The organism is Enterobacter sp. CPE_E890 (assembly GCF_046521475.1).
GTDB lineage: Bacteria > Pseudomonadota > Gammaproteobacteria > Enterobacterales > Enterobacteriaceae > Enterobacter > Enterobacter adelaidei.
On record NZ_JBKFZW010000001.1, the window covers coordinates 2,165,990 to 2,190,765 of the forward strand.

Here is a 24,776-nt window from a genome sequence, read left to right on the forward strand (position 1 = left end):
TGCGTCCTTAAAGTAAAACCCCCTCATGGTGAGGGGGCTGAGGCATCAGGCTTCGACAGTTCGCATCAGGGTCGCCAGCTCATCTTTCACTGACTGTACCTGTGGGCCGATAACCACCTGCAAATTGTGCTGATTTAGTTGCACCACGCCGATGGCCCGGTTGGCTTTCAGGGCGTTGGTGTCTACTTTCGACATATCCGCCACTGACAGACGCAGACGGGTAATGCAGTTATCCAGAGAGGTGATGTTATCCGCACCGCCCAGCGCCGCCAGAATAGCAGGGGTGTTATAGCCGGATTTACCCACGGTCCCGGCAACAGCCTGCTCAACATTGCTCGCTGTATCGGTATCACGACCTGGCGTTTTCAGATTAAAGCGGGTGATGGCGAAGCGGAAGATACCGTAATACACCGCGAACCAGATAGCCGCCACGACCGGCACCAGATACCACTTGGTGGACAGGCCGTGCAGAATACCGAACACCACGAAGTCGATCACGTTGCCGTCGGTGTTCACTGAAGTGTAATGGGTATAATTGATATTTGCCGATGTACACTGTGAACAATCAGGTTACTGCAATGTTGAAAATTACAGCTCCCACTCAACTGTGTATGCCGGAAGGAAGCCAAAGACAAGATTGTAAATCCCTTTGAATTTCTCCGTTGTTACCAACACCCCACACAATCATCATCCCTCTTTTATCAAGGCATGATTTCCGTTGCCCCCTCTCACTCCTTCTGATATGATAATGAGTTATTATAAATATTTCCGTAAACTTTGTTCCGTAGTATTTCTCTCCTCGAAAACATCCCCAACGTCAGATGCAAGGCGGCTTTGCGCTATCGCAAATGCCATCGTTTTACCGTGGTTTTAGGTAGTAACTATGTAGGGGGTGTGATCTCTTTCTGAGTACAAAAAGGTTAATTTAACAATGATGCAACAATCACAAACCCTATTCGAATCGTCGGTTTTATCGGCAACAAGTTTTCGTACCGTCTACCATGAACACGGACGTTACAAAACAATTAATGGCAACTCCTTTGTTCATGATGGTCATGCATACCGGATTAACACAAGAATCGGCTCTGGTGTTCGTCATGACATACTTATTTCAACAATCAACGAACTGAACGCAATCCTGAAGCTCTACAGTCGAGTGTTCCTTACCCGTTTTGATCTCCACCTCCCTGAGTTCACTTCTGTTGAAGCAGGTAACAAATACATACGCAACTTGTTCAAACGATTACGTGACCGCCTAGGGTCTGGGAATAACGGTTTATCGGAACCTATTATCGATTTTGCTTACGGTTGGGTTTGCGAACAGGAAAAGGCTTCACAACCCCATTACCATTGCTGGATTGCACTTCCACATCGTTCGGTAAGATGGTTTGGAACGCCAGAAAGAGGGATCGCTGGTATTATTACGGAAATCTGGATGAAACTGACAGGTGGTAAAGCAACGCTGGTAAACTTGGCTAAAGCCACTAAAGACTATCCCGATCACTACGTCATTCATCGTGAACATCCTTCATCACTCGAAGGTCCGGTATTCTGGCTTTCTTACCTGGCAAAAGAACGCGGTAAAGCGCAAACAGGGAAGGGAACGCGCATGTACTCAACATCAAAATTGAGTAGCAAAGTACTGAATTCGTAAATATCGCACAGGAAGCCCGTAGCGCGTTTTTCTTTCCAAGGTATGCAATCCATTACCCATATCATGAAAATCGCTTACAGCCTCGCTCAGAGCGTTTTAAGGCATGATTTGTTCCTGGTTAACTTTATGCTTCGGTCAGATGCATGATAGTTCAACTATAGTTGCTATGCTGATACATTCATACATTACTTCAAAATTCCGAGCGCAGCGAGGGACACGAACGTAGTGAGTGTCTGTGTACTATGTACTGTTTATAATATTTATATTTTATATATAGAAAAAACAGTACATTTCCGTATGTTTTTTAATCAACGCTAACTATCCGTCTTCGCTTCGCTTGACGGAACTCGCTTCGCTCGCGGTCTTGTTTTTGGGTTGTTGGAACGTGCCCGTCATTCTTGATGCATGTTCCAGTTCCCTTTAATCGTAGGAAGACTTAATCCCACTTTTTGCTTGGCTGAGACCTCTTCATATTGGCTTCCAGAAGTCGCTTACGAATATCTGTTGCAACCGCCTAACTTTTACCTACCTTCCTTGCTCGGTCAAGACCTTCTTTAGTTCTCTATGCAATGTGTAGTCTATTGATATAATTAGTATTTTATTCGAGATTATGTAATTGTGTGAAAAAGGATGAAAAACACACTTTTTGTATTAGCATTAGCCTCCGTTGACCTGCTCCCCGTTGATTAGTACACCCCGATGTTAGTAATGTCTTCATAAGCCACATGAGGACATCCCCATGAAGAAGCGTTTTTCCGACGAACAGATCATCAGTATTCTGCGCGAAGCCGAAGCTGGGGTACCCGCCCGTGAACTCTGCCGCAAGCATGCCATTTCCGATGCCACGTTTTACACCTGGCGTAAGAAGTATGGCGGTATGGAGGTGCCTGAAGTTAAGCGCCTGAAGTCGCTTGAGGAAGAGAACACCAGACTCAAGAAGCTGCTTGCCGAAGCCATGCTGGATAAAGAGGCGCTTCAGGTGGCTCTTGGGCGAAAGTACTGACGACAGACCAGAAGCGGGAAGCCGTGATGTTGATGTGTGATGCGACCGGTCTGTCGGAACGTCGTGCCTGCAGGCTTACAGGTTTATCCCTGTCGACCTGTCGCTATGAGGCTCACCGTCCGGCTGCTGATGCGCATTTATCAGGGCGCATCACTGAGCTGGCACTGGAGCGCAGGCGTTTTGGCTACCGTCGTATTTGGCAGTTGCTGCGCCGTGAAGGGCTTCATGTTAATCATAAGCGCGTGTACCGGCTTTATCACCTCAGTGGCCTGGGCGTAAAACGCAGAAGACGTCGTAAAGGGCTGGCAACAGAACGTCTGCCGCTGCTCCGTCCGGCGGCGCCCAATCTGACCTGGTCGATGGATTTCGTCATGGACGCACTTTCCACCGGTCGCAGGATCAAGTGTCTTACCTGCGTCGATGATTTCACAAAGGAATGCCTGACGGTCACTGTTGCCTTTGGGATTTCAGGCGTTCAGGTCACGCGTATTCTGGACAGCATTGCACTGTTTCGAGGCTATCCGGCGACGATAAGAACTGACCAGGGGCCGGAGTTCACTTGCCGTGCACTGGATCAATGGGCCTTTGAGCATGGTGTTGAGTTGCGCTTAATCCAGCCGGGCAAGCCAACGCAGAACGGATTTATTGAGAGCTTTAACGGACGATTTCGCGATGAATGTTTGAATGAGCACTGGTTCAGCGATATCGTTCATGCCAGGAAAATTATTAATGACTGGCGGCAGGATTATAACGAATGCCGCCCGCACTCCACGCTGAATTATCAGTAAGCGTACAGCGAGAACCGTATTGACGGGAACGGGTTATTCAGTTGGCAGGGTTATTCGCCAGGGTAACAGTTCGCTGACCTGATTGACCGGCCAGTCAGCTATGACGTTGAGCACATGACAGAGATACCTCTCTGGCTCCACGCCGTTCAGTTTGCACGTCCCGATCAGGCTGTACAGCAGTGCTCCGCGCTCACCACCGTGGTCAGAGCCGAAGAACAAGAAGTTTTTGCGGCCCAGGCTGACCGTCCGCAGCGCATTTTCAGCGATATTGTTATCGGCTTCAGCCCAGCCATCGTCTGCATAGTACGTCAGTGCTGGCCACTGGTTCAGTGCGTACGCGAACGCCTTCGCCAGCTCTGAGTGTCGCGACAGCGTTTTCATCTTTTCACGCAGCCAGCTTTCCAGGGATTTCAGTCGCGGTTTAGCTTTCTGCTGACGCTCACCAAGACGCTGCTCTGCCGGCATTCCCCGTATTTCAGCCTCGATAGCATACAGTTCGCCTATCCGTTTCAGGGCTTCCTCCGTCAGCACTGATGGAGTACGAACGTGCACATCATGGATCTTGCGGCGGGCGTGAGCCCAGCAGGCTGCTTCAGTTATCTGTCCATTGCGGTACAGCTCGTTGAACCCGGCGTACGCATCCGCCTGCAGAACACCGCTGAAGCCCGCAAGATGGCTCTGCGGATGGATGCCTTTTCTGTCCGGGCTGTAAGCGAACCACACGGCCGGCGCCAGCGCTGACCCGGCGTTGCGGTCGTCGCGAACGTACGTCCACAACCGCCCGGTCTTCGTCTTTTTATTACCTGGTAACAGTACCGGGACGGGCGTGTCATCGGCGTGGAGTTTGCCACCCATCAGGACATAGTCCTGAAGCGCCTCTTCCAGCGGCGACAGTAGCCGGCAGCATGCATCCACCCAGCCCGACAGCAGTGAGCGACTCAGTTCCACGCCCTGGCGGCCGTATATTTCAGACTGGCGGTACAGTGGTGTGTGCTCTGCATACTTTGAGGTCAGCACGCGGGCCAGCAACCCCGGGCCGGCGATACCCCGCTCAATGGGCCGTGAAGGCGCCGCTGCCTGCACGATCGCATCGCACTGAGTACAGGCATGTTTTTCACGTACTGTCCGGATAACCCGGAAGGCGCTGCGCATCAGCTCCAGCTGTTCGGCGGCATCTTCACCCAGGTAACTCAGCGAACCACCGCACTCCGGGCAACAGGATTCTGCCGGAAGCATACGCTTTTCATCACGCGGGAGTGATTCGGGGAACGGTCTGCGGGTGCGGGTCTGACGCAGCGAGCGCTGCACTTCCGGGTCATCCACACGACCGGTCAGCGTATCGCTTTCTTTCTGAAGCACCTTCAGGTCAGCTTCCATCTGTGCGATACGACGGGATACTTTTTCGGAACGGCTGCCGAAGTTCATCCGGCGGAGTTTATCCAGCTGCGCCTGCAGGTGGTCTATTTCGCGCTCACGGTCGGCCAGCTTTTCCAGCAGGGCGCGGTTCAGCGCTTCCTGTTCGGCAAGCCGCTGTTTCAGCAGAAGGATTTCGTCAGAAGAGGTGTCGTTCATAAGCCCGTATTTTACCAGGCTTATTCAGCAACAACCAGGATAAAGAGGCCTACAACATGGTCAGAGATGTCAGCAACCGTTTAGGTTGTCGCCAGTCGATGCCTTCCATCAGCATCGCCAGCTGGGCCGGGGTCAGGAACACTTTGCCATCACGGGCAGAGGGCCAGGCGAAGCGACCACGCTCCAGCCGTTTGGTCAGCAGGCACAGCCCGTCGCCGGTGGACCACAGCAGTTTGACCTGGTTGCCGCTGCGACCCCGGAAGATGAAGACGTGGCCGGACATCGGATCGTCTTTCAGCGCCGTCTGTACTTTTGCGGCAAGACCGTTGAAGCCATTTCTCATATCAGTGGTACCGGCAACCAGCCAGATTTTGGTACCTGTTGGTAACGGGATCATCGCTTCAGCTCCTGTATCAGCAGAGCCAGGAACTTTTCGCTGACAGTGCCGTTGAGGCGGAGCGTCCCGTGCCGGAACGTTATCTCACAGCTGATACTGAGGGCTTCCGGGCTCTCAGTGGGCGGCTCTGGCTGTACGTCAGCGGCATCGAGAGTCACAGGAAGTAGCTGCGGGTTCTCTGAAGAAGGTAATAGCAGCTTTCCCTCGCGCCATTGTTGGCGCCATTTGAACAGCAGATTGGCGTTAATGCCATTTTCAAGCGCCAGTTTTGAGATGGATGTTCCTGGTTCGCAGGAGGCAGCAACGAGTTGTTGCTTAAACTCAGGAGAATAATTAGGGCAGCCTTTTCGCCTGCCGGGAGTCACATTTTTCTGCATATCTGACACTTTGGTTCCCACTACTTATTTGGTGGACACCACTTTGTCGGATGCTTCGGATTATGACCAGACGGTTCACGCTGTACGCTTACAATTATCAGACACCGTCTGAATTTGCAGCGGGCTCGAGAAAGGGTCATTCTGAGAATGAAGATTCCGACGTTACTAACTGAGTGTTGTATCTAATCGTGGGGGCAGGTCAGGGCAGCAAATACTGTTATCAAGTCCGTTTTTAACACAAAAGCTCTTTCTTGATTCGGTAAAAGGTGGCGCGGCTGATACCTGCCGCTTTCATGATGTGGGCTGGTTTAACATTCTGCGCCAGCATTTCGCGAACAGTTTCACGGGCTTCCATATCTTTTTCTTTCCCCGTATACAAACCTGCCAGTTTTGCTCTCTCGATCCCCTGTGCCTGGCGTTTACGGCGGGTTTCATAATCTTGTCGTGCCATTGTCGCAAGGATATCGATCAGCATAGCATTGACTGCCCGAAGAATGCCGCTAGTAAGGTCGTTACCAGACATTTCAACCATCTGCCAGCTTGTTGGCAAATCCATCGAAACAATAACCAGTCCTTTACTGTTCAGCGTAGCTTTGAGTTCAGCCCATTCTTCATGTTGAAGACGACTGAGACGGTCAATCGCTTCAATTAGAAGCAAATCGCCAGGCCGTGCTTCGGCAAGTAGGTGCATCAGTTCCACACGTTCCAGCTTCGCACCGCTGGCATTCTCAATGTATTCTCCGGCTACTTGCCAGTTTTTGCTTTGCGCAAATTCGCGCAGGCTAACTAATGCACGATCAGCATGTTGGCCTTCGGTAGATGCACGGCAATAGATACGGACATTCATTATGCATTCTCTTTTGAGTATTAAATTGATACCCATATGATACAGTGCGTGTTTTTATTGTCAATAGAGTCAAATTTAACCCTATTGATACTGTGTGTCATGGTCTTTATCAGGTATACCTAAAAGAGATATTGTTCGGATGGTATTCAGATCTTGCTTGGGGTATACGATTTGGTCAGTTTCTGTAGCTGAAGCACTCCGGTTTCATTTCAGCAGGTCTTAATCAAATTCAGTGTGCCATACATGCGGCACGAAAAAGTCTGGCATCAATGTGACCAGTTCTATCACCCACCACAGTCACTACAGTGGCCACACAGTTGGGGACCCAAAGGATGTTGTTTACCATTTTGCAATGGTTGACAGCTACCCGAAAGCAACTCCTCTTCGAGAGCGCTCAATTCCTCAGTTAATCGGGTTTGCAATTTTAGTTTGTTGAACCCATCCACACTGGGTGTAAGTGTATAGTTGTGATAACTGTCAACTTTTCTTCTCTCTTCTGTTCAGAATAAATTAATGTTCAGGCGTTATGATAAATAGATGTTATCGCCACCATGGCGCGGTCTTTACAGGAATAAATCTCACCATTTTTATATTTTCACCACAGTACCTCAAAATTTCATATACCAAAACTGAACTTGGCCGGGTAGTATTGGCTGCTTAGTATTAACTGTAGATGCTGTTATTAGGAGTTTCAGGTGCAGGTAAACAAACTTACGGATGATATTGATATTAGTTCTCATGAGCGTTTCCTCGCGGCCCGTAAAAGCACATGGGTTAGTGTGCTTGTTAATTGTTTTCTGACATCCGGGCAAGTGATTACTGGCGTATTTTCCGGATCTCAGGGGCTTATTGCGGATGGTATCCATTCTCTGTCTGATTTAGTTTCAGACTTTGTGGTGCTTATTGCTAATCATAAAAGTAAAAAAAATCCCGATGATGACCATCACTACGGGCATCATCGTTATGAAAATGGTGCATCATTAATTCTGGGGACAATTTTATTCATTGTTGGCATCGGGATGTTATGGTCAGCAGCAAATAAAATGCAACAACCAGATGATATTCCTCAGGTACATATTGTTGCTCTGTGGGTGGCCTTAGCCGCACTGGTTATCAAAGAGCTTCTTTTTCGCTATATGCTGGCAGTAGCAACCCGAGTAAAATCCACTATGCTGGTTGCCAATGCCTGGCATGCCCGCTCTGATGCCGCCTCATCTTTGGTGGTGGCTATTGGTATTATTGGTAGTTTATCAGGGTTTAAATTGCTTGATCCGGTAGCTGCACTGGTTGTGGGACTGATTGTGACCAGAATGGGATATTCATTTATGTCAGATTCGCTTCATGACTTGATGGACAGGGCCGTGGATATTGAAACTGAAAATAGTATAAAAACAACATTATTGTCCACGCCTGGGGTCGAAGGCATCCATGACCTCAAGACCAGAAAAATGGGGGACCTTGTTGTGGTTGATGTTCATCTGGAAATTGATGGTGATTTATCAGTGAAAGTAGGACATGACATTGCTGTTTTGGCCAGGAAATCAGTTTTAGATAATCATCATGTTTTAAATGTTATGACACATGTTGACCCTTATTTTAAAGGTGATAATAGTCCTGGTTGCGGGGGCAAATAATCCTGAAAAATAATATGAATGCTGCTGTTTTTTGAGAAGATTGGGAAGGGATTATTTTTTTTGCGCAATATTACCCCTTCTGACTGTGAAAACGAGAGTAAACAATATGGAGGCTATTATGAGAAAAATTATGCGTACTGTTGTGATAGGAGCCACCCTTCTTTTATCCCCCTGTGTAATGGCTGGTTCTGACGGTGTTGAACATGCCATGAAGATGATGAATAAAAGCTACCGCGCAGCACTTAAGGAGGAGGACGTTACATCCTTCAGGAAAGATATGCGGGAACTGAAAGCAACAGCAGAGTCCATCCTGAACAGCCCTGTAGAAGGGTATGACAGGGAAACGTATGTTGCAGGCATGTCACTTCTAATTGATGAGGTAACTGCCGTTGAAAGTACCGCTGAGAAGGAAGGTCTTGACGCCGGGAAAATTGCAGCACAGAAACTAGGCAGTCTGATGAGAAAATACCACAATAAACTAGGTGTTGACTGAGACCGGGAATTATTCGGTGAAGGTAGATATGCTGGAAAGATATCCCTGAACTGACATGATACACGTGCCTGTAATCAAGCAGATAGCTATGCACTGGTGAGGAAATTTCACAACGTTATCTTATCTGCAAAATACATATAAAAATGTTGGGGTAACAAACATGCATTATCAATGCTACATATTTTAGTTTGTTGCCTCAACATAAGTTAAGTACCTATTGGTGTTGCGCGGGGTGGATTCAGGGGGCCAAATTATATTTGGTGGTCACGCGTCAGTCTGTGTTTTGTTTGTTGGTCATGATGACCTGCTCCCCGTTGATTAACACACTAATGCCCGTAATGTCTTCATCATCGGTATGAGACCCTCATTAAGATGCTTTTTTCCGGCAAATAAATCATCAGTATCCTCTTCGAGGCTGGAACAGGGATTCTAAGCCATGTGCTTTGCCGTAAGAAGATCATTTCCGACGTCACCTAATGTGGCTTGGTGAATGGATTTTGTCATGGCTGCACTCTTCATCGGTCGTCGGATTAAGTGCCGTACGATCCACGTCGCTTTTGGAATTTCAAGCGTTCAGATATAAGCATTCTGTACAGCATTGCGTTGTTTCGTGGCTATCTGGCGACGATAAGAACCACTCAGGAACCTGAATTTACCTGTCGAGTACTGGGCCTTTGAACATGGTTTGGATATTACTGAGTGCATCTTGGTTTTGAGAAGTTAAGGTTATCATTAATAAAAAGGCATAATATTGAGTGGTCAACCAACCTTAAAAAAGTGGCTAAATTATGAACGAAAATTTACGTAATGCTCTTCCTCACAAAAACACACCATTTCTACGTGTGCTGCATATCATCGTAGCTGTATTGATTTTATTGCAGATTATTAATTCAAACCTTACCGAAAGCGATGCGCTTAGTGACTATACTCTCACTGGGTTCGTAACATGGTTCCATGTTATCACTGGGTTATCACTGATTGTCCTTGGGTTTGTCATGCTTGCATGGATGCTGACACAACGAGGATTTCGTTACTATTTTGCCTGGGTGGTCCTTGATTTTCGAGGTGTGGTTGAAGATATCAAAATGCTGATATCATTCCGTCTTCCTGAAGCTCATGCTGGTGGGATTGCTGCTCTGGTTGAGGGGCTTGGTGTACTTGCACTATTGGGCGTTGCATTATGTGGTGGATTCTGGTTTGCTCTCAATACTGCTCTTGGCACGTCACCTGTGCTGACAGAAACCGTCCTGCATGTGCATAAGTTTCTGACTGTATTTATTGAAACCTATTTCTGGGCACATGGTGCGATGGGGTTGCTGCATATCTTCCTCACCGTTCGTAGCCAAAGGAAAAATCCCGTTACCGAATAGTGCTGTAGGTTTATGATGGATAAGATGCCCTGTAATGGTTGGCTAAAACAGACTATAACCGCGCATTTATCCGTCAATGCATTTTCTATTTATCCGTAATTCCGATGAGTATGCGTATTTGAAGGAAAAAATATATGCATCTTGAACGACATAGTATCGAAAAAGTGGGATGGCTGAGGGCAGCTGTACTGGGGGCAAATGACGGAATTGTTTCGACAGCGAGCCTTGTTCTTGGGGTTGCATCTGCAAATAGCAGTCCTTCCGGTGTTTTACTTGCAGGTGTTGCAGGACTGGTTGCCGGAGCTATGTCAATGGCTACAGGGGAATATGTTTCCGTCTCATCTCAGGCGGATACCGAAAACGCAGCACTTGCCCAGGAAAAAAGGGAGCTGGAAACTGATTATCAGGGAGAGGTGCGGGAACTGACTTCACTTTATATGCAACGTGGACTGGAGCCAGAGCTTGCCCGGCAGGTTGCGGAGCAACTTATGGTCAAAGATGCCCTGGATGCTCATGCCCGTGAAGAACTGGGGTTGACGGATATAAATTCTGCACAGCCCCTACAGGCAGCTGTCTTTTCTGCCCTGAGTTTTTCCGCTGGTGCGGTGTTACCCTTAATCGTGGCATGGCTCTCCCCTCTGAAACTGGCTTTTTTGTTGATAATCCTTTCCACCCTTTTTTCACTGGCGGTCCTTGGCTATATATCTTCGGTTTTGAGTAAAGCCTCTCCTGTCAGGGCGATCATAAGAATTACGTTCTGGAGTACCATGGCTATGCTTTTGTCTATGGGGATTGGTCATTTTGCAGGGCAGGCCCTGCTTTAATGTTATGAAGCACAATTCGAGTACCATCTTACTGGCGATGCTTCGCAAAACAATTTGCAATGCAGCTCCCTTCAAACTCGATTCCTGCTTGCGCCAATACCTGTTGAAGGGGTGATGGAGGGGATTCTCCCCCTCCATTTCAAGGGCAAGGACAACGCTACTTCTGGCAAATTTCCCGGTCGTAAACGCCACCATTGACAACCAAAATTTGTCGTTTCTTCTTTGAAATCATATCAGTCATTATCTTCGAGTCATCAAGAAAGATACCACCAAAGGTTCCAGGTCGTGCATTCTTCCCGGCGATTATAATCAGATCCCCAATATTCAATGCAGCAACTTTATCGTTATTGTAATTCGTATCTTCAAATATGAACTTCAGGCCTTCATCTGAACCGGGAATACCCAATGTTACTACAGGATTTTTTCTGAAAGTAACAGTACCGATACCAGTTATTTTTCCTGTTACCATTAACTGACATTTTTTGAAGTCATTTGTTGCCCTGAATTCATGTTGTTCAAACCGCGCATAAACTTCCCCTGTTGTATACATTCGCGGAAGTATATCGATTATCGATGGTTTGGATGGTTGCTCAGGTTGTTGCTGAGTTACGGTATCAGCATTTACCTTGGCCTTCACTTCGGGGGTTTTAGGCTGATATGGGGGGGGCGTCAGCCCGTAAAGGAGATTGATGCCGTAGGCTATTGCGACGGTTATGACTGCTATTTTAATATAACGTTCATAGGGTGATTTCATTTCGTTCTTCCATAACTTCTATCTTAACAATACGCTCTCCATTACGATATATTTTCAGCTTGTCAGGCGGGGACTTCACTGCATTACGGATTTCGTTCATTGTATCTTTCGATAACATATCACAGCCTTCCATATACATAACCCTACGGGTATCGGTATCTGGTATGTTAGTGAAACTGCTACTGACCCATAAATCGGGTATTTCAATTCCATGTATCAGCTTCATATACACAACGATGAACGCATCTGTCAGGTGAAACCGTCCAACTGTGTATTTTCCGGTATAGGTATTACCAGAAGACGATGCTACCCAATCGTTTTTTAAAACCAAAGTCAGTGCATTATTTTCCATATTCAGACTCCAGTTCACGAATGCGATTGTTCGTCATGTCGGTAAGACATTTCTGTTCATTATTGCAGCCGGATTTGTGCTTTATCCATTCTCTTTGAGAAGGAAGCAATCGTTTTCGGGTTTCAGGGCTAAGGCTTTTCCAGACCGAATTAAGTTTCTCATCGCTTGCTTTATAACTGTGTGTATCGACGTTTGAGGTTACTGCATTGTTTTTGGGAGCTTCGCTACCGCTGCTATAGAAAACGGGTGCACGTACTCCCTGAGCGTAGTCTTTAGCTGCTTTTTCCCCCACGGCTTGCCCATTCGCAGTCAATACCTTTCCGAACTCTGTAGTGTCGAAACTGTAATTGCGGATCTCGCCATTGAAGTCCAGCTTCACGTTAACGGTTGTTGACTTCGAAATGGCAGTCAAGAAATCACCAGCTTCGGACCCGAAGGAACAAGCGACTTCTTTAGAATAACTGACATTAGGGCGTAACCCGTGCATCGTGAATCTGCCGTTATCAGTTGTAGCAGTGATATCTACCAGCGGAACGATTGATGATGATTGCTTTGTCATCGCGAAGCATATTCCCTTCAGATTTACATCCCTGTCCATCCCGAGAAACATCAGTGCGTTTTTGTCGCTGCTGGCGACACCCATTGATTTTGCCTCTGGCAAGAAATACACGGTACTGGAGGCGGTGGTTAAACCTGAAACGAAAACAACACCTGACGCCATGATTTTTAACGTTTTAATAAGAATTGTCATTCTGGATACCTTCTTTCTTTCGCACTCCATCGTGGACAGAGTATTCATTCCGTGAGTCTTGTTTACGAGAAACACTAACCGAAGAATCATGATCTTACATTGATCTATGAAATCTATCAATATCGTATAATTGATCTGTAAAAACGATCGATTAACATGGGGAGAAGAGGGGGAAGATGCGAAGGGTATTGTTTTTAAAGGGTTTTAAAATGGTTCATATGCTTGGTGTTAACGTCGGGCGGCGGGCAGCGGTTAGTCTTGAATACTGCGATTGAAAGACATAACAATCTACTTTGTGCGGGGTTTCCGGCAACCATAGAGGTGTTTCGATAAGGAGCGGTGCAATAAGTACAGTTCGTAGACAGAATGAATACGATGTAATTTTGAACCCTTGCTCTACAACGCTCTGTATCAAGTTTTACGGGGGTTTTATATTGAACGATGCCTGAAGTCTGCTTTAATCGCTCTGACAAGATACAGAGCGATTCATGGCTATATAGCGATGGATTACGCTAACATTTCTGTGGGGCAATTTTACAATGGCACTAACACTTACCTTTATTCCGTCAGTTCATCGATCAGTGTTCGGGGATGATCTAGTCGTTTTTTCGCTTCCGTCATGAACTTGTCTCGGTTGATCAATATGTCAATATGGTCATGCAGTATCAAACCTTCAGATTCAAGAATTTGAATATCGTTGATAGTCTGCGCTTCAACATAAATCTTACCCTTCTTCCAGCCTGAGTTGTTTTCGATAACGATACGCTGTTTATGCTGATCGCGGTATGTGATGGTAAACAAGTTGTGTTTCTTATCTATTCTGGAGCAATCTACGCGCATAATAACGGTCTTAATGTTTGCTCTTATTTTTGTGCGTAAAGGGTTAAGTGCGTCATCAATGTCAAACTTCCTGAACTTGTCCCAACCTTCAGTGTTCATTTGCACGATTGATTCATCGTATAGTCTTTTTTCCACTATCAGACTTTGTTTTTCTTGTTCTAGTTGATCAATTTGCGAAGTGAGGCTATTAATGATCTCAGGGCTTTTAGCTGAACCTATAGCCAATACATAGTTCTCAATTTGCGATTGTATGTCCGCTATTTTCCCTTCTAAACCAGATGGTTGATATTTCGTCTGTAAGAATATTCTATCGGCTATTAGTTGTAAAATCGTCCTTTCAAGGGTGCTTGCCCTGAATCCCCACTTATTACAATCTTGATGTAAATCTCTGGATGCACATTGGTAACGGTAAGCATGTGGATGGTTTTTAAGGGTTGATTTAGCCTTAACCATGTAACATGAGCAGTGCGCACAGTGCAAAATACCAATACCGGAAAGTAATGGTATTTCTGGATTACTCTCGCGATTCGGGGCAAATCCTTTGTTTCCAACTTGGAGCTTTAACGCTTCATATTCATCTTTGCTGATGATCGCAGGGTAATAATCATCCAGAACGTATTCTGCATTGTTTACAGTGATTACTTTTCGTCCATAAATGGCAGGTTCAAGGATTCTGGAACAATGCTGCATATTCCATATACCTTTTGATTTTTTGTTGCCAATAACCGGTCCATCGTAGTTGTTTTTCAGATGTTGAAGGATCATCCGATTTGACCAACCGTCTTGTTTTAACTGGATAATTTTTTTTGCTATGGGGAACAGGACTGGATGCGGATTGACATATCCAGTACTTGAATCTGTCCACCATTTATCCGAGCCTAACTCTTTAATTGCGACTACAGGATCACCTGGTTTCCGTTCCTGGTGACGTCTGATCTTGGACAGAGCACTTGCAATGGTGCGGTGTGATTTGGTTGAACTTTCTTCGTTTGCACGGCTGAACAACATCACGCTAAACATCAGTTGCTGCAATGTCTCGGTGTTTACTTCAGTCTGTCTGTAAACCTGTTTATCAATCCCGGTAATTACCGTGATGCCATTAAGTAATAAGCTGGTGAAAAGGTTAACCGCTTGCATGGCGTTCTGGCGTGAGAAGCGATCAAGGGATTCAATCAAGAGGAAAGACCCCTTTGGGATCAAACCGGATTCAACTTGGTCTATGAAATCCGATAAAGCTCCTTCCTGAACGTTTTTACCCTTGTACGCGGATACCCCTAAATCTTGGTATTCCTCGAAAATCTCCAGATCGTACTCAGTAGCAATCTGTTTTGCCATTTCAGCAATGTAGCTCTTCTGACGCTCAATCGAACTACCTTTACCTTGTCGTTCGCTGGAGTAACGGATATATGAATATAAGCGTGGACGATTCATGGTATTGAATTTCACTGGAAGTACTGTATTTCTTAAGATTGTAACATGTGCAGACATTGGTCATCACCTCCTTGGTAATCCATTGGGGCGACAGGTATAGCTGTTTTTACGCCTCAATTCTTAATGAGGTGTATTTTACTTTAGTGTTGCCGATGGTAACGCCCAGTACCGCCATCACGGTAAAGCCCAGACCGGTCAGCACGGCGTGGATGAGATACAGTACCGGTGCGACGAACAGGAACAGGAATTCGATTGGCTCAGTGGTACCGCCTACCACGCAGGCGATCACGCCGGAAATCAGCAGGCCTTTAATTTTATGACGATTCTCCGGGCGTGCACAGTGGTACATTGCCAGCGCAGCGCCAGGAAGGCCGCCGAGGAAGGCAGGCATTTTCCCCTGAGACAGGAAGCGGGTTGCACTTTCGGAGAAGCCGTGCGTAGTTGGGCAGCTTAACTGTGCCTGGAAGATAGTCAGTGCACCGCTCACATCGTGACCGCACACCTCCATGGTACCACCCGCTTCGGTGAAGCGAATCAGAGCCACGAGGATATGTTGCAGGCCAAACGGCAGCAGCAGGCGTTCACCGGTACCGAAGATCATCGGTCCAAAATCTCCCGCGCCGTTAATGATGCGCCCAATGCCGTTGATACCCATCGCAAAGACTGGCCAGATCAGCGGAATGATCAAACCAAACAGACCCATTACCACCAGGGTAACAATCGGCACAAAGCGGGTACCACCGAAGAATGCCAGCGCATCCGGCAGACGGATATTGTGGAAGCGTTCGTGCAACATCCAGATGATCACCCCGGCGATCACCGCACCGAGGATCCCGGTATCAATAGACTGGATACCAATCACGCTCTGAATGTTGTTAGCTTTCAGCACCGCGGCGTCGGTGGTAGGCAGAATGCCTTTCGCGGTCAGCCAGAAGTTAACGGCCAGGTTCATCACCGCGTAACCCACAAAACCGGCAAACGCGGCCACGCCTTTATTCTCGCGCGCCAGACCCAGCGGGATAGCAATACAGAACATCACGGGCAGGAAACTGAAGGCAAAGGAGCCGACCTTACTCATCCAGATAAAGATCGCCTGCAGCACTGGCGCGCCGAGGAACGGGATCAGCGTGATGACGTCTTTACTGCTGAGTGAACTGCCGATCCCGAGCATGATCCCGCAGAACGAGAGGAGTGCCACGGGCAGCATAAAGGTTTTACCCAGTTGCTGGAAAAACTCCCACAGCGATATTTTTTGTGCTGCTTTCGCCGTCATAAAACGACTCCTTTATTGTTAAAATCAGTTTATCTGCTTCAATGCTGCGAGAAGATAAAACGTTTTATCAAAGTTTAGTGCGCGCTAAATCACATTCTCAGGCTTTGACTGGTAGTATAAAGATAACGTATTGATAAAACGTTTTACCGATCTCATTTCAGGGAGTCACGCCGACACATGGCTGTAGCGAAAAAAATCACCATCAACGATGTTGCGCTGGCGGCGGGTGTTTCCGTCAGCACCGTTTCTCTGGTGCTTAGCGGGAAAGGGCGGATCTCTCCTGCGACCGGCCAGCGGGTGAACGAGGCGGTTGAACAACTGGGCTTTGTGCGCAACCGCCAGGCATCGGCGCTGCGCGGTGGGCAAAGCGGGGTGATCGGTTTGATTGTTCGTGACCTGACGTCTCCCTTCTATGCAGAACTGACCGCAGGGTTAACCGAGGCGCTTGAAGCGCAGGGACGGATGGTCTTTCTGCTGCACGGCGGTCGTGAGGCCGATCAGCTGCTTTCCCGCCTGGATATGTTGCTTAACCAGGGGGTCGACGGGGTGATCGTCGCCGGTGCGTCAGGCGTGGGCAGCGAGCTGTGTGAACGTGCCGCCGAAAAAGGCGTGCCTTTGGTGTTTGCCTCGCGCGCCAGTTACCTGGATGAGGCTGATACGCTGCGCCCGGATAACATGCAGGCCGCACAAATGTTAACCGAACATCTTATTCGTCGCGGTCATCAGCGCATTGCCTGGCTCGGTGGCAAATGTTCGTCCCTGACGCGCGCCGAGCGGGTAGGCGGCTACTGCGCGACGCTGATTAAATACGGCCTGCCATTCCACAGTGAATGGGTCGTTGAGTGCGAATCCAGCCAGAAGAAAGCGGCGGAAGCGATAAGCGCGTTGTTGCGTAGCAGCCCGACGATCAGCGCCGTGATTTGCTACAACGACGTGATTGCCATGGGCGCCTGGTTTGGCCTGATCCGCGCCGGGCGTCAGAGCGGCGAGGGCGGGGTAGAAACCTTCTTCGGCCATCAGGTGGCGCTCGGGGCATTTGCCGACGTCGGCGAAAACGCGCTGGACGATCTTCCAATCGTCTGGGCCACGACGCCCGCGCGGGAGATGGGCTACACGCTGGCAGACAGGATCATGCAGCGCATCGAGAATACGGATGTCCAGGCCGGGCACCAGATTGTGGCGGCGCGGTTGGTGACGGTGAAATAGACGCCTCTGCGCCACCCGGCAATAAAAAACCCCTCTAGCGAGGGGTTTTCGTTGTTTACTGCTGCGGTGCAGCCGGTTCGGCTGGCGCTGCCGGTTCAGCCGGGTCCGGCATCCCCAGAGCCGGCATACCAAACATGCCGACGAAGTCTTCCAGCGGCATTTTATCGCCGTTGAGCGTGACCTGGCCGTTGGCGTACTGCAGGCTGGTGGAAATCGTGTTGTTCTCCACCTTGGTGATGCGGAACATCTGGCCCATCGCCGCCAGGCCTTTCACCTGCTGGTTCGCCAGCTTGCCGGCGTCTTCATCACCGTAGCCTTCCAGTTTCGCAATTTGGGTCATAAACTCGGTTGCCATCTCCATAGGGATGGTCAGCTTGCTGTCGAGCGATTTCACGCTGCGATCCACTTCCTGTGCCAGCGTTTGCGGTTCACCCGTGGCGGTTGCCGGATCTTTCAGGAAAAGAGACAGGTTGAAGTTGGTTTCACCTTTGCTGTTTTTCCAGCTCAGCGGTGCAACGGTTATCACCGGCTCGCCTTTCAGCAGGATCGGCAGGTTATTGAACAGCACCGCTATCGCCTGCTGCTGATATACCTCAGGGTTCTGCTGCAGTGCGGTATCGGTCAGCAGCGCCTGGCTCTCTTTGCTGTATTTCTGGCTAAACTCATGCCACGCCTGACCGTCAATATTGCCGATCTTCAGAGAGAGTTTGCCGGTTCCCAGATCCTGATTCTGCACTTTCAGGCTCTTCAGCGTGTAGTCCAGTTGAGTATTGATGCTCTTACCGTCTTTGGAAACGTCGGATTTGCCGTTGACGTCCATGCCTTCCAGCACGGCCATCTCTTTTCCTTCAACCGCAATGGCAACCTTATCGAGAGACAGTTTTTGATCGCCGATACGCTCTTTAAAATCGGTCATTCGGCTATTGCCGTCGGCTTTCAGATTATTGAAGGTGAGCTGAACTTTCTGGTTGTATTCATTGACGGCATTGACCAGACCACTTTCCGCTTCACCCGTCAGGGAGAACACGTTTCCGTCGCGGTCAGCATCAAGCTTGAAGTTACCGCCGCTGAAGGCGACTTTCTCATTCTCTTTCTCGTAGTTCAGCGCTTTCAGGGCAATATCGGAACTCGTGTCACCGGCATAGCTGATGCGGGTGTTAATCTCGAAAGGTGATTCATTCTTCGCCAGGTCGAACAGCGGTTTGGTCAGGTCGTTGTTCACCAGTACGGTGTGAACGGATGCCATCGACGGGATCAGGTTAAAGGACTTCAACTGCGCCAGAGGCAACGGACCGTGGCTGACCACTTCATCCAGCACCACACTCTGGCCCGATTTCAGCCAGCCGTTTTCAGTACCGGCAACCGGCTTCACCACAACCTGCATATGGCTGGTAAATACGCCGCGCTGATAATTCTGGTAGCTCAGCTCAAGACCTGCTTCCGGCGCGCTGCGTTTAAGCTCGCTGTTAGCCTGCGCCACCATCTCAGCCAGACGGCCTTCCAGCTGTTTCCCGGTAAACCAGGAGGCACCTGTCCAGACCACGCCTAACGCTACAATCACTCCAACCGCTACGACCGATTTTTTCATTGCGACTATCCCTAAAATGAAACCAGGCGGTAGACACCGCCCGGAGATATAAAGCCAGCAACTAGCTTAGCAAGAGTTGTTAAAAAATTCAGTAAGTCCCTATAGCTTATTAAAAACGCGCGCCAGGCGGCCTTTACCGCTAATGCTAACCGGAGATTCATTGGCCGCAACGAAAGCCGACTCGCCCGGCTTGAGCACCAGACGCTGTTCTCCCTTATGCAGCACCGCTTCGCCCTCTACGCAGAACAGGATCGCCGCGCTCTCCTGCGCGATGGTCGTTTCTGTCTGGCTCAGGTCGTGCAGTGAGAAAGCAAAATCCTCAACCGGGATAGGGAAGTCCAGTTCTGCGCCGTTTTTCACCGGCTGAGTCAGCAGCTCGCCGGCAGGTTTCGCCACGAACTTCACATTGGCAACCAGCTCAGGAATATCGATATATTTCGGCGTCAGACCCGCGCGCAGCACGTTGTCGGAGTTGGCCATTACCTCCAGGGCGACACCCTGCAGATAGGCGTGAGGCGTTTCGGCAAACAGGAACATCGCTTCGCCCGGGTTCAGCTTCACCACGTTCAGCAGCAGCGGAGAGAACAGTCCGCTGTCGTCCGGGTAGAATTCGGAAATCAGGCGGATAGTCTCCCACGGTTCACCTTGCTGCGTGTTTAGCGCTGCTTTAAGCACCGCCAGCGCGTGCGATTTCTCTTCACCCTGCATGTTAAGCATGCTGGCAAACAGCTGGCTCAGCGCGTCTGCGTTTTGGTTTTCGAGGAAGTGGGCGATAGCCTTGCTGGCACCCGCGACCGGTTGCAGCAGGGAAATGATCTCTGAAAACTCGCGGAACGCATTCATCGCCAGGAACGGGGTCAGCGCAAAGACCAGCTCCGGCTTATGGTTAGGATCTTTGTAGTTACGCTCGGCGGCATCTAACGGAATGCCTGCGGCGTTCTCTTTGGCGAAACCAATCTCAGAGGCTTTCTTGTTCGGGTGAACCTGAATGGAGAGCGGCTGGTCGGCGCACAGTACTTTAAACAGGAACGGCAACTCACCAAAACGGCTGGCAACCTTGTCGCCCAGCAGCGCGCCTTTATCGGCATCAATGACGTCGCGCAGAGCGCGAATCTGGCCGCTGGCATCTTCAATTTTTGAGCTGCTCTTCGGGTGCGCCCCCATCCACAGTTCTGCCATCGGCAGGTTGTTCGGGTTCGCGATACCGTAGAGATCCGTTAACGCAGTTTTACTTCCCCAGGCGTAGTTTTGCACTGAGTTAATGAGTTTTTGCATTATCAAGCCCTGATTCAAATGTGGAATTAACTCCGGGTATTAAAGCAATAAACCACGTGGAAGTAACCTGCGGATGTAAAAAGTCGTACTAGTCTCAGTTTTTGTTAAAAAATTGTGTAGGATAAGCTGACTCGCTTTTAAGCGGGCAGCGGAACATCTGCCCAAATAATCAGACTGAAGCAGTAAGTGAGAGAACAATGTCGAATAAACCCTTTCATTATCAGGATCCTTTCCCGCTGAGTAAGGATCAGACCGAGTATTACCTGTTAACCCGCGATCACGTTTCCGTCTCTGAGTTTGAAGGACAGGAGATCCTCAAGGTCGATCCGCAGGCGCTGACGCTGCTGGCGCAGCATGCGTTCCACGACGCTTCGTTTATGCTCCGTCCCGCGCATCAGCAGCAGGTTGCCGATATCCTGAGCGACCCGCAGGCCAGCGAGAACGATAAATACGTTGCCCTGCAGTTCCTGCGTAACTCAGACATCGCGGCGAAAGGTGTTCTGCCAACCTGCCAGGACACCGGCACGGCGATCATCGTCGGTAAAAAAGGCCAGCGCGTCTGGACCGGCGGCGGTGACGAAGCGGCGCTGGCGCACGGCGTCTACAACACCTACACCGAAGATAACCTGCGCTATTCGCAAAACGCGGCGCTGGATATGTACAAAGAGGTTAACACCGGTACCAACCTGCCTGCGCAGATTGACCTCTATACCGTAGACGGTGACGAGTACAAATTCCTCTGCATCGCCAAAGGCGGCGGTTCAGCCAACAAAACCTATCTTTATCAGGAAACCAAAGCGCTGCTCACCCCGGGCAAGCTGAAGAATTACCTGGTTGAGCAGATGCGCACCCTCGGCACCGCGGCGTGCCCGCCGTACCATATTGCCTTCGTGATCGGCGGTACCTCGGCTGAAAGCACGCTGAAGACCGTGAAACTGGCCTCAACGAAATACTACGATGGCCTGCCAACGGAAGGGAACGAGCACGGCCAGGCGTTCCGCGACGTGCAGCTTGAGCAAGAACTGCTGGAAGAAGCGCGTAATCTGGGCCTGGGTGCGCAGTTTGGCGGCAAATATTTTGCTCACGATGTACGCGTGATCCGTTTGCCGCGTCACGGCGCATCCTGCCCGGTCGGGATGGGCGTGTCCTGCTCTGCGGATCGCAACATCAAGGCCAAGATCAACCGCGAAGGTGTGTGGATCGAAAAACTGGAAAACAACCCAGGTAAGTACATTCCGGAAGAACTGCGTAAAGCAGGTGAGGGTGAAGCGGTTCGCGTTGATCTGAACCGTCCGATGAAAGAGATCCTGGCGCAGCTTTCACAGTATCCGGTGTCGACGCGTCTCTCCCTGAACGGCACGATTATCGTCGGACGCGACATTGCGCACGCGAAGCTGAAAGAGCGTCTGGACAACGGCGAAGGGCTGCCGCAGTACATTAAAGATCACCCGATCTACTACGCAGGCCCGGCGAAAACGCCAGAAGGTTATGCTTCCGGTTCGTTAGGCCCAACCACGGCAGGCCGTATGGACTCGTACGTTGACCAGCTGCAGGCCAACGGCGGCAGCATGATCATGCTGGCGAAAGGCAACCGCAGCCAGCAGGTGACGGACGCCTGCCACAAGCACGGCGGCTTCTACCTCGGCAGCATCGGCGGCCCGGCAGCCGTGCTGGCTCAGGGCAGCATCAAGAGCCTGGAGTGCGTGGAATACCCGGAACTGGGTATGGAAGCGATCTGGAAAATTGAAGTGGAAGATTTCCCGGCGTTTATCCTCGTGGATGACAAAGGTAACGACTTCTTCAAACAGATCCAGTCTTCCCAGTGTTCGGCGTGTGTGAAGTAAGCTAAAACTCTGCCGGGTAGCGTCAGCGCCACCCGGCATAATAAAGAGCGCACAAAGCGCCATACAGTAATTCAGAAGCCATCAATACTTATCTCTTAAGCATGTGAGCAATCCCATCTTTGTTATCAAGGAGAAAGTAATGACAACGCATCGTCGCGAAACAGATTCTATGGGCGCGATCGACGTCCCGGCCGACAAACTTTGGGGCGCACAAACCCAACGTTCGCTGGAACACTTCCGCATCTCAACTGAGAAAATGCCCGTTTCGCTGATTCAGGCGCTGGCACTGACGAAACGCGCCGCAGCCAAAGTGAATCAGGACTTAGGGTTGCTGGCTTCAGAAAAAGCCTCGGCCATCATCAGCGCGGCTGATGAGGTGCTGGCAGGCAAGCACCCTGATGAATTCCCTCTGGCCATCTGGCAGACCGGTTCCGGCACGCAAAGCAACATGAACATGAACGAAGTGCTGGCAAACCGCGCAAGCGAGCTGCTGGGCGGCGTGCGTGGTATGGAGCGTAAGGTTCACCCGAATGATGACGTGAACAAGAGCCAAAGTTCGAACGACGTGTTCCCGACGGCAATGCATGTGGCGGCGGTCATCGCTATTCGCGAGCAGCTTATCCCGCAGCTGAATGTGCTGAAAAAGACGCTAAACGAAAAAGCGCAGGCCTTCCGTGACATCGTCAAAATTGGCCGTACGCACCTGCAGGACGCCACGCCGCTGACGCTCGGCCAGGAGATTTCCGGCTGGGTCGCGATGCTGGAACATAACCTGAAGCATATTGAGTACAGCCTGCCGCATCTGGCGGAGCTGGCGCTCGGCGGGACGGCGGTCGGGACCGGGTTAAATACCCATCCTGAATACGCGGTGCGCGTGGCGGAGGAGCTGGCAAACATCACCGGGCAGCCGTTCGTTACGGCACCCAATAAGTTCGAAGCGCTGGCGACCTGCGATGCGCTGGTTCATACCCACGGCGCGCTGAAAGGGCTGGCGGCCTCGCTGATGAAAATTGCCAACGACGTACGCTGGCTGGCTTCGGGTCCGCGTTGCGGTATTGGTGAAATCAGCATCCCGGAAAACGAGCCGGGCAGCTCCATCATGCCGGGTAAAGTGAACCCGACCCAGTGCGAAGCCATGACTATGCTTTGCTGTCAGGTGATAGGCAACGACGTGGCCGTTAACATGGGAGGCGCATCCGGCAACTTCGAGCTGAACGTCTATCGTCCAATGGTGATCCACAACGTTCTGCAATCCATTCGGCTGCTGGCGGACGGGATGGAAAGCTTTAACGAGCACTGTGCGGTAGGCATTGAGCCAAACCGCGAGCGCATCAGCCAGTTGCTCAACGAGTCTTTGATGCTGGTGACTGCGCTCAATACCCATATTGGCTACGATAAAGCCGCCGAGATTGCCAAAAAAGCGCATAAAGAGGGGCTGACGCTGAAAGCCTCCGCCCTGGCGCTGGGCTATCTGACGGAGGCGGAGTTCGACGCCTGGGTTCGTCCGGAAGCGATGGTCGGCAGCCTGAAATAATCATCCCGCCACATACAGGTGCAGCCGCGGAATAATCAGCTGTAGCGGCTGCGCCTGAGGTCTGTAACGGTGCTGGATATTTTCAGCATCGTAATTCAGAAGTTCACCGATATCCGGCACGACAGCACCCTGATCCGCATCGTAAAGCGCAATCAGCGGTGTCGGACAGGCATACTGCACCTGTTTCTGTTGACCGGAATACCAGACGCGGGCGATAGGCTGGACCTTCACCGGGCGCTTTATTTTGAGGCGCGTGTCCGCCGGTAGCGAGGCGATGCTGTGATACTCCTGCTCCAGGCGTTCAATCCACTGTTCCCGCGACCACGGTGCCACGGTGCGCGGCGTCTTCAGACTTTTTTCCAGTTGCGCCAGAATCTCATCCTTGGTGAAGTTTTTAATGATGTGCTTATTGGCCCAGCCGAAGCGCAGCGTGGCGGGATGACGCAGTACCGTCAGCGTGCGGTAGGCATTCAGGGTAATCAATCCAGGAAGCTGACGATGCACCCACTCGAACCGGGCAGCAGGGGACAGGCCTGACTCTTCGGTGATGATCTTTTCAAATGCCGCTTTCAGAGTGTTGATATACGTAATCTGACCTTCCAGCGCTTCACGCGTTGTCGCATCGGTTTGCAGGCAGATCACGCCAGGCAGACGAACAGCCGCCTTACTGCTGCGTTGTTCTGACTGCTGCTGAATAAAAAGGTGACGATAATGTTTTAGTGCCAGTTCAAATGCGGCTTTGCCGATGTGCTGTTTCACGTCGATGGTATCCAGCGGATCGTGTTCAGCCCCTTTGGCCACATCCGGTAGGGTAAAGACGCGCGCGGCCAGCAGGCGGCAGGTTTGCAAGCGTTCTGTCAGCGTAAGTAATTCATGTTCTATTTCGCGAAAGGTGCTGTTGAGCCTTTCGATGAGATCGTAAGTCGCCATAAATATACTCATTAGTTACAACATACTTATCATATAGCA

General features: G+C 50.0%; 19 protein-coding genes and 4 pseudogenes. 10 read left to right on the forward strand and 13 right to left on the reverse strand.

Features of this window, described 5'->3' with window-relative positions:
- Window positions 1-45 precede the first annotated feature (45 nt).
- A pseudogene (locus ACLHV9_RS10765) lies at window positions 46-513 on the reverse strand (glucose PTS transporter subunit EIIB); the annotation flags it as partial.
- Window positions 514-931: 418 nt separating this feature from the next.
- Here ACLHV9_RS10765 and ACLHV9_RS10770 point away from each other — a divergent pair.
- On the forward strand, window positions 932-1,654 hold the full coding sequence (locus ACLHV9_RS10770; RefSeq protein ID WP_023280002.1) for an inovirus-type Gp2 protein: 723 nt from the start codon (window positions 932-934) through the stop codon (window positions 1,652-1,654).
- A gap of 739 nt (window positions 1,655-2,393) precedes the next feature.
- Window positions 2,394-3,442 (forward strand): annotated as a pseudogene (locus tag ACLHV9_RS10775) (IS3-like element ISSen4 family transposase); the annotation flags it as partial.
- 36 nt (window positions 3,443-3,478) lie between these two features.
- On the opposite strand, the gene tnpC reads toward ACLHV9_RS10775, so the two are convergent.
- From tnpC to ACLHV9_RS10795, 4 genes are all read right to left on the reverse strand, one after another.
- Entirely contained in the window at window positions 3,479-5,017 is a 1,539-nt protein-coding gene (tnpC, locus tag ACLHV9_RS10780; RefSeq protein ID WP_003843773.1) for an IS66 family transposase, read from the reverse strand.
- Between the two features lie 49 nt (window positions 5,018-5,066).
- The gene (tnpB, locus tag ACLHV9_RS10785; protein WP_003843771.1) at window positions 5,067-5,414 is read right to left on the reverse strand and encodes an IS66 family insertion sequence element accessory protein TnpB; all 348 of its coding nucleotides are present in this window, start codon (window positions 5,412-5,414) and stop codon (window positions 5,067-5,069) included.
- The gene (gene tnpA / locus ACLHV9_RS10790; protein ID WP_032939119.1) at window positions 5,411-5,791 is read right to left on the reverse strand and encodes an IS66-like element accessory protein TnpA; all 381 of its coding nucleotides are present in this window, start codon (window positions 5,789-5,791) and stop codon (window positions 5,411-5,413) included. Before tnpA ends, tnpB begins: the two co-directional genes overlap by 4 nt.
- Window positions 5,792-6,023: 232 nt before the next feature.
- Window positions 6,024-6,638, reverse strand: coding sequence for a recombinase family protein (locus ACLHV9_RS10795; protein ID WP_007890845.1), 615 nt, complete (start codon window positions 6,636-6,638; stop codon window positions 6,024-6,026).
- A gap of 695 nt (window positions 6,639-7,333) precedes the next feature.
- Here ACLHV9_RS10795 and ACLHV9_RS10800 point away from each other — a divergent pair.
- From ACLHV9_RS10800 to ACLHV9_RS10820, 5 genes and pseudogenes are all read left to right on the forward strand, one after another.
- A complete protein-coding gene (locus ACLHV9_RS10800) occupies window positions 7,334-8,272 on the forward strand; it encodes a cation diffusion facilitator family transporter (protein WP_001198019.1) in 939 nt (312 codons plus the stop codon).
- A 118-nt stretch (window positions 8,273-8,390) separates the two neighbouring features.
- On the forward strand, window positions 8,391-8,765 hold the full coding sequence (locus ACLHV9_RS10805; RefSeq protein ID WP_013096889.1) for a cytochrome b562: 375 nt from the start codon (window positions 8,391-8,393) through the stop codon (window positions 8,763-8,765).
- Between the two features lie 463 nt (window positions 8,766-9,228).
- Window positions 9,229-9,459 (forward strand): annotated as a pseudogene (locus ACLHV9_RS10810) (IS3 family transposase); the annotation flags it as partial.
- Between the two features lie 94 nt (window positions 9,460-9,553).
- The gene (locus tag ACLHV9_RS10815) at window positions 9,554-10,135 is read left to right on the forward strand and encodes a cytochrome b/b6 domain-containing protein (RefSeq protein ID WP_087855586.1); all 582 of its coding nucleotides are present in this window, start codon (window positions 9,554-9,556) and stop codon (window positions 10,133-10,135) included.
- Window positions 10,136-10,269: 134 nt separating this feature from the next.
- A complete protein-coding gene (locus ACLHV9_RS10820; RefSeq protein WP_000549951.1) occupies window positions 10,270-10,959 on the forward strand; it encodes a VIT family protein in 690 nt (229 codons plus the stop codon).
- 157 nt (window positions 10,960-11,116) lie between these two features.
- Here the strand turns inward: ACLHV9_RS10820 and ACLHV9_RS10825 are convergent, their stop codons facing one another.
- From ACLHV9_RS10825 to malX, 5 genes and pseudogenes are all read right to left on the reverse strand, one after another.
- Window positions 11,117-11,713, reverse strand: coding sequence for a hypothetical protein (locus ACLHV9_RS10825; protein ID WP_016537359.1), 597 nt, complete (start codon window positions 11,711-11,713; stop codon window positions 11,117-11,119).
- Entirely contained in the window at window positions 11,697-12,065 is a 369-nt protein-coding gene (locus ACLHV9_RS10830) for a hypothetical protein (RefSeq protein ID WP_023280004.1), read from the reverse strand. The genes ACLHV9_RS10825 and ACLHV9_RS10830 overlap by 17 nt, the downstream gene beginning before the upstream one ends.
- Window positions 12,055-12,816, reverse strand: coding sequence for a lysozyme inhibitor LprI family protein (locus ACLHV9_RS10835; RefSeq protein ID WP_182014247.1), 762 nt, complete (start codon window positions 12,814-12,816; stop codon window positions 12,055-12,057). Before ACLHV9_RS10835 ends, ACLHV9_RS10830 begins: the two co-directional genes overlap by 11 nt.
- Before the next feature lie 558 nt (window positions 12,817-13,374).
- Window positions 13,375-15,144, reverse strand: coding sequence for a recombinase family protein (locus tag ACLHV9_RS10840; protein ID WP_013096884.1), 1,770 nt, complete (start codon window positions 15,142-15,144; stop codon window positions 13,375-13,377).
- 85 nt (window positions 15,145-15,229) lie between these two features.
- Window positions 15,230-16,360, reverse strand: a pseudogene (malX, locus tag ACLHV9_RS10845) (PTS maltose transporter subunit IICB); the annotation flags it as partial.
- 177 nt (window positions 16,361-16,537) lie between these two features.
- Here malX and ACLHV9_RS10850 point away from each other — a divergent pair.
- Window positions 16,538-17,566 (forward strand): Mal regulon transcriptional regulator MalI, encoded by a 1,029-nt coding sequence (locus ACLHV9_RS10850; protein WP_407220443.1) that lies wholly within the window; start codon window positions 16,538-16,540, stop codon window positions 17,564-17,566.
- A gap of 55 nt (window positions 17,567-17,621) precedes the next feature.
- Here the strand turns inward: ACLHV9_RS10850 and ACLHV9_RS10855 are convergent, their stop codons facing one another.
- On the reverse strand, window positions 17,622-19,154 hold the full coding sequence (locus ACLHV9_RS10855) for a YdgA family protein (protein WP_108090044.1): 1,533 nt from the start codon (window positions 19,152-19,154) through the stop codon (window positions 17,622-17,624).
- A 99-nt stretch (window positions 19,155-19,253) separates the two neighbouring features.
- Window positions 19,254-20,429 (reverse strand): mannose-6-phosphate isomerase, encoded by a 1,176-nt coding sequence (gene manA / locus ACLHV9_RS10860; protein ID WP_108090043.1) that lies wholly within the window; start codon window positions 20,427-20,429, stop codon window positions 19,254-19,256.
- A 197-nt stretch (window positions 20,430-20,626) separates the two neighbouring features.
- On the opposite strand from manA, the gene fumA reads away from it, so the two are divergent.
- Both fumA and fumC read left to right on the forward strand, forming a co-directional pair.
- A complete protein-coding gene (fumA, locus tag ACLHV9_RS10865) occupies window positions 20,627-22,273 on the forward strand; it encodes a class I fumarate hydratase FumA (protein WP_407220445.1) in 1,647 nt (548 codons plus the stop codon).
- A gap of 139 nt (window positions 22,274-22,412) precedes the next feature.
- A complete protein-coding gene (fumC, locus tag ACLHV9_RS10870; RefSeq protein WP_128347945.1) occupies window positions 22,413-23,807 on the forward strand; it encodes a class II fumarate hydratase in 1,395 nt (464 codons plus the stop codon).
- Here fumC and tus read toward each other — a convergent pair whose 3' ends face one another.
- On the reverse strand, window positions 23,808-24,737 hold the full coding sequence (tus, locus tag ACLHV9_RS10875; protein ID WP_407220446.1) for a DNA replication terminus site-binding protein: 930 nt from the start codon (window positions 24,735-24,737) through the stop codon (window positions 23,808-23,810).
- Window positions 24,738-24,776: the final 39 nt, after the last annotated feature.

Bases quoted from the DNA above. Each gene is read 5' to 3' on its own strand.
- ACLHV9_RS10840 (WP_013096884.1), bottom strand. From the start codon at position 15,144: ATGTCTGCACATGTTACAATCTTAAGAAATACAGTACTTCCAGTGAAA.
- tnpA (WP_032939119.1), bottom strand. From the start codon at position 5,791: ATGCAGAAAAATGTGACTCCCGGCAGGCGAAAAGGCTGCCCTAATTAT.
- ACLHV9_RS10815 (WP_087855586.1), top strand. From the start codon at position 9,554: ATGAACGAAAATTTACGTAATGCTCTTCCTCACAAAAACACACCATTT.
- ACLHV9_RS10805 (WP_013096889.1), top strand. From the start codon at position 8,391: ATGAGAAAAATTATGCGTACTGTTGTGATAGGAGCCACCCTTCTTTTA.
- ACLHV9_RS10850 (WP_407220443.1), top strand. From the start codon at position 16,538: ATGGCTGTAGCGAAAAAAATCACCATCAACGATGTTGCGCTGGCGGCG.
- tus (WP_407220446.1), bottom strand. From the start codon at position 24,737: ATGGCGACTTACGATCTCATCGAAAGGCTCAACAGCACCTTTCGCGAA.
- manA (WP_108090043.1), bottom strand. From the start codon at position 20,429: ATGCAAAAACTCATTAACTCAGTGCAAAACTACGCCTGGGGAAGTAAA.
- ACLHV9_RS10830 (WP_023280004.1), bottom strand. From the start codon at position 12,065: ATGGAAAATAATGCACTGACTTTGGTTTTAAAAAACGATTGGGTAGCA.
- fumA (WP_407220445.1), top strand. From the start codon at position 20,627: ATGTCGAATAAACCCTTTCATTATCAGGATCCTTTCCCGCTGAGTAAG.
- ACLHV9_RS10820 (WP_000549951.1), top strand. From the start codon at position 10,270: ATGCATCTTGAACGACATAGTATCGAAAAAGTGGGATGGCTGAGGGCA.
- ACLHV9_RS10855 (WP_108090044.1), bottom strand. From the start codon at position 19,154: ATGAAAAAATCGGTCGTAGCGGTTGGAGTGATTGTAGCGTTAGGCGTG.
- fumC (WP_128347945.1), top strand. From the start codon at position 22,413: ATGACAACGCATCGTCGCGAAACAGATTCTATGGGCGCGATCGACGTC.
- ACLHV9_RS10795 (WP_007890845.1), bottom strand. From the start codon at position 6,638: ATGAATGTCCGTATCTATTGCCGTGCATCTACCGAAGGCCAACATGCT.
- tnpB (WP_003843771.1), bottom strand. From the start codon at position 5,414: ATGATCCCGTTACCAACAGGTACCAAAATCTGGCTGGTTGCCGGTACC.
- ACLHV9_RS10770 (WP_023280002.1), top strand. From the start codon at position 932: ATGATGCAACAATCACAAACCCTATTCGAATCGTCGGTTTTATCGGCA.
- ACLHV9_RS10825 (WP_016537359.1), bottom strand. From the start codon at position 11,713: ATGAAATCACCCTATGAACGTTATATTAAAATAGCAGTCATAACCGTC.
- tnpC (WP_003843773.1), bottom strand. From the start codon at position 5,017: ATGAACGACACCTCTTCTGACGAAATCCTTCTGCTGAAACAGCGGCTT.
- ACLHV9_RS10835 (WP_182014247.1), bottom strand. From the start codon at position 12,816: ATGACAATTCTTATTAAAACGTTAAAAATCATGGCGTCAGGTGTTGTT.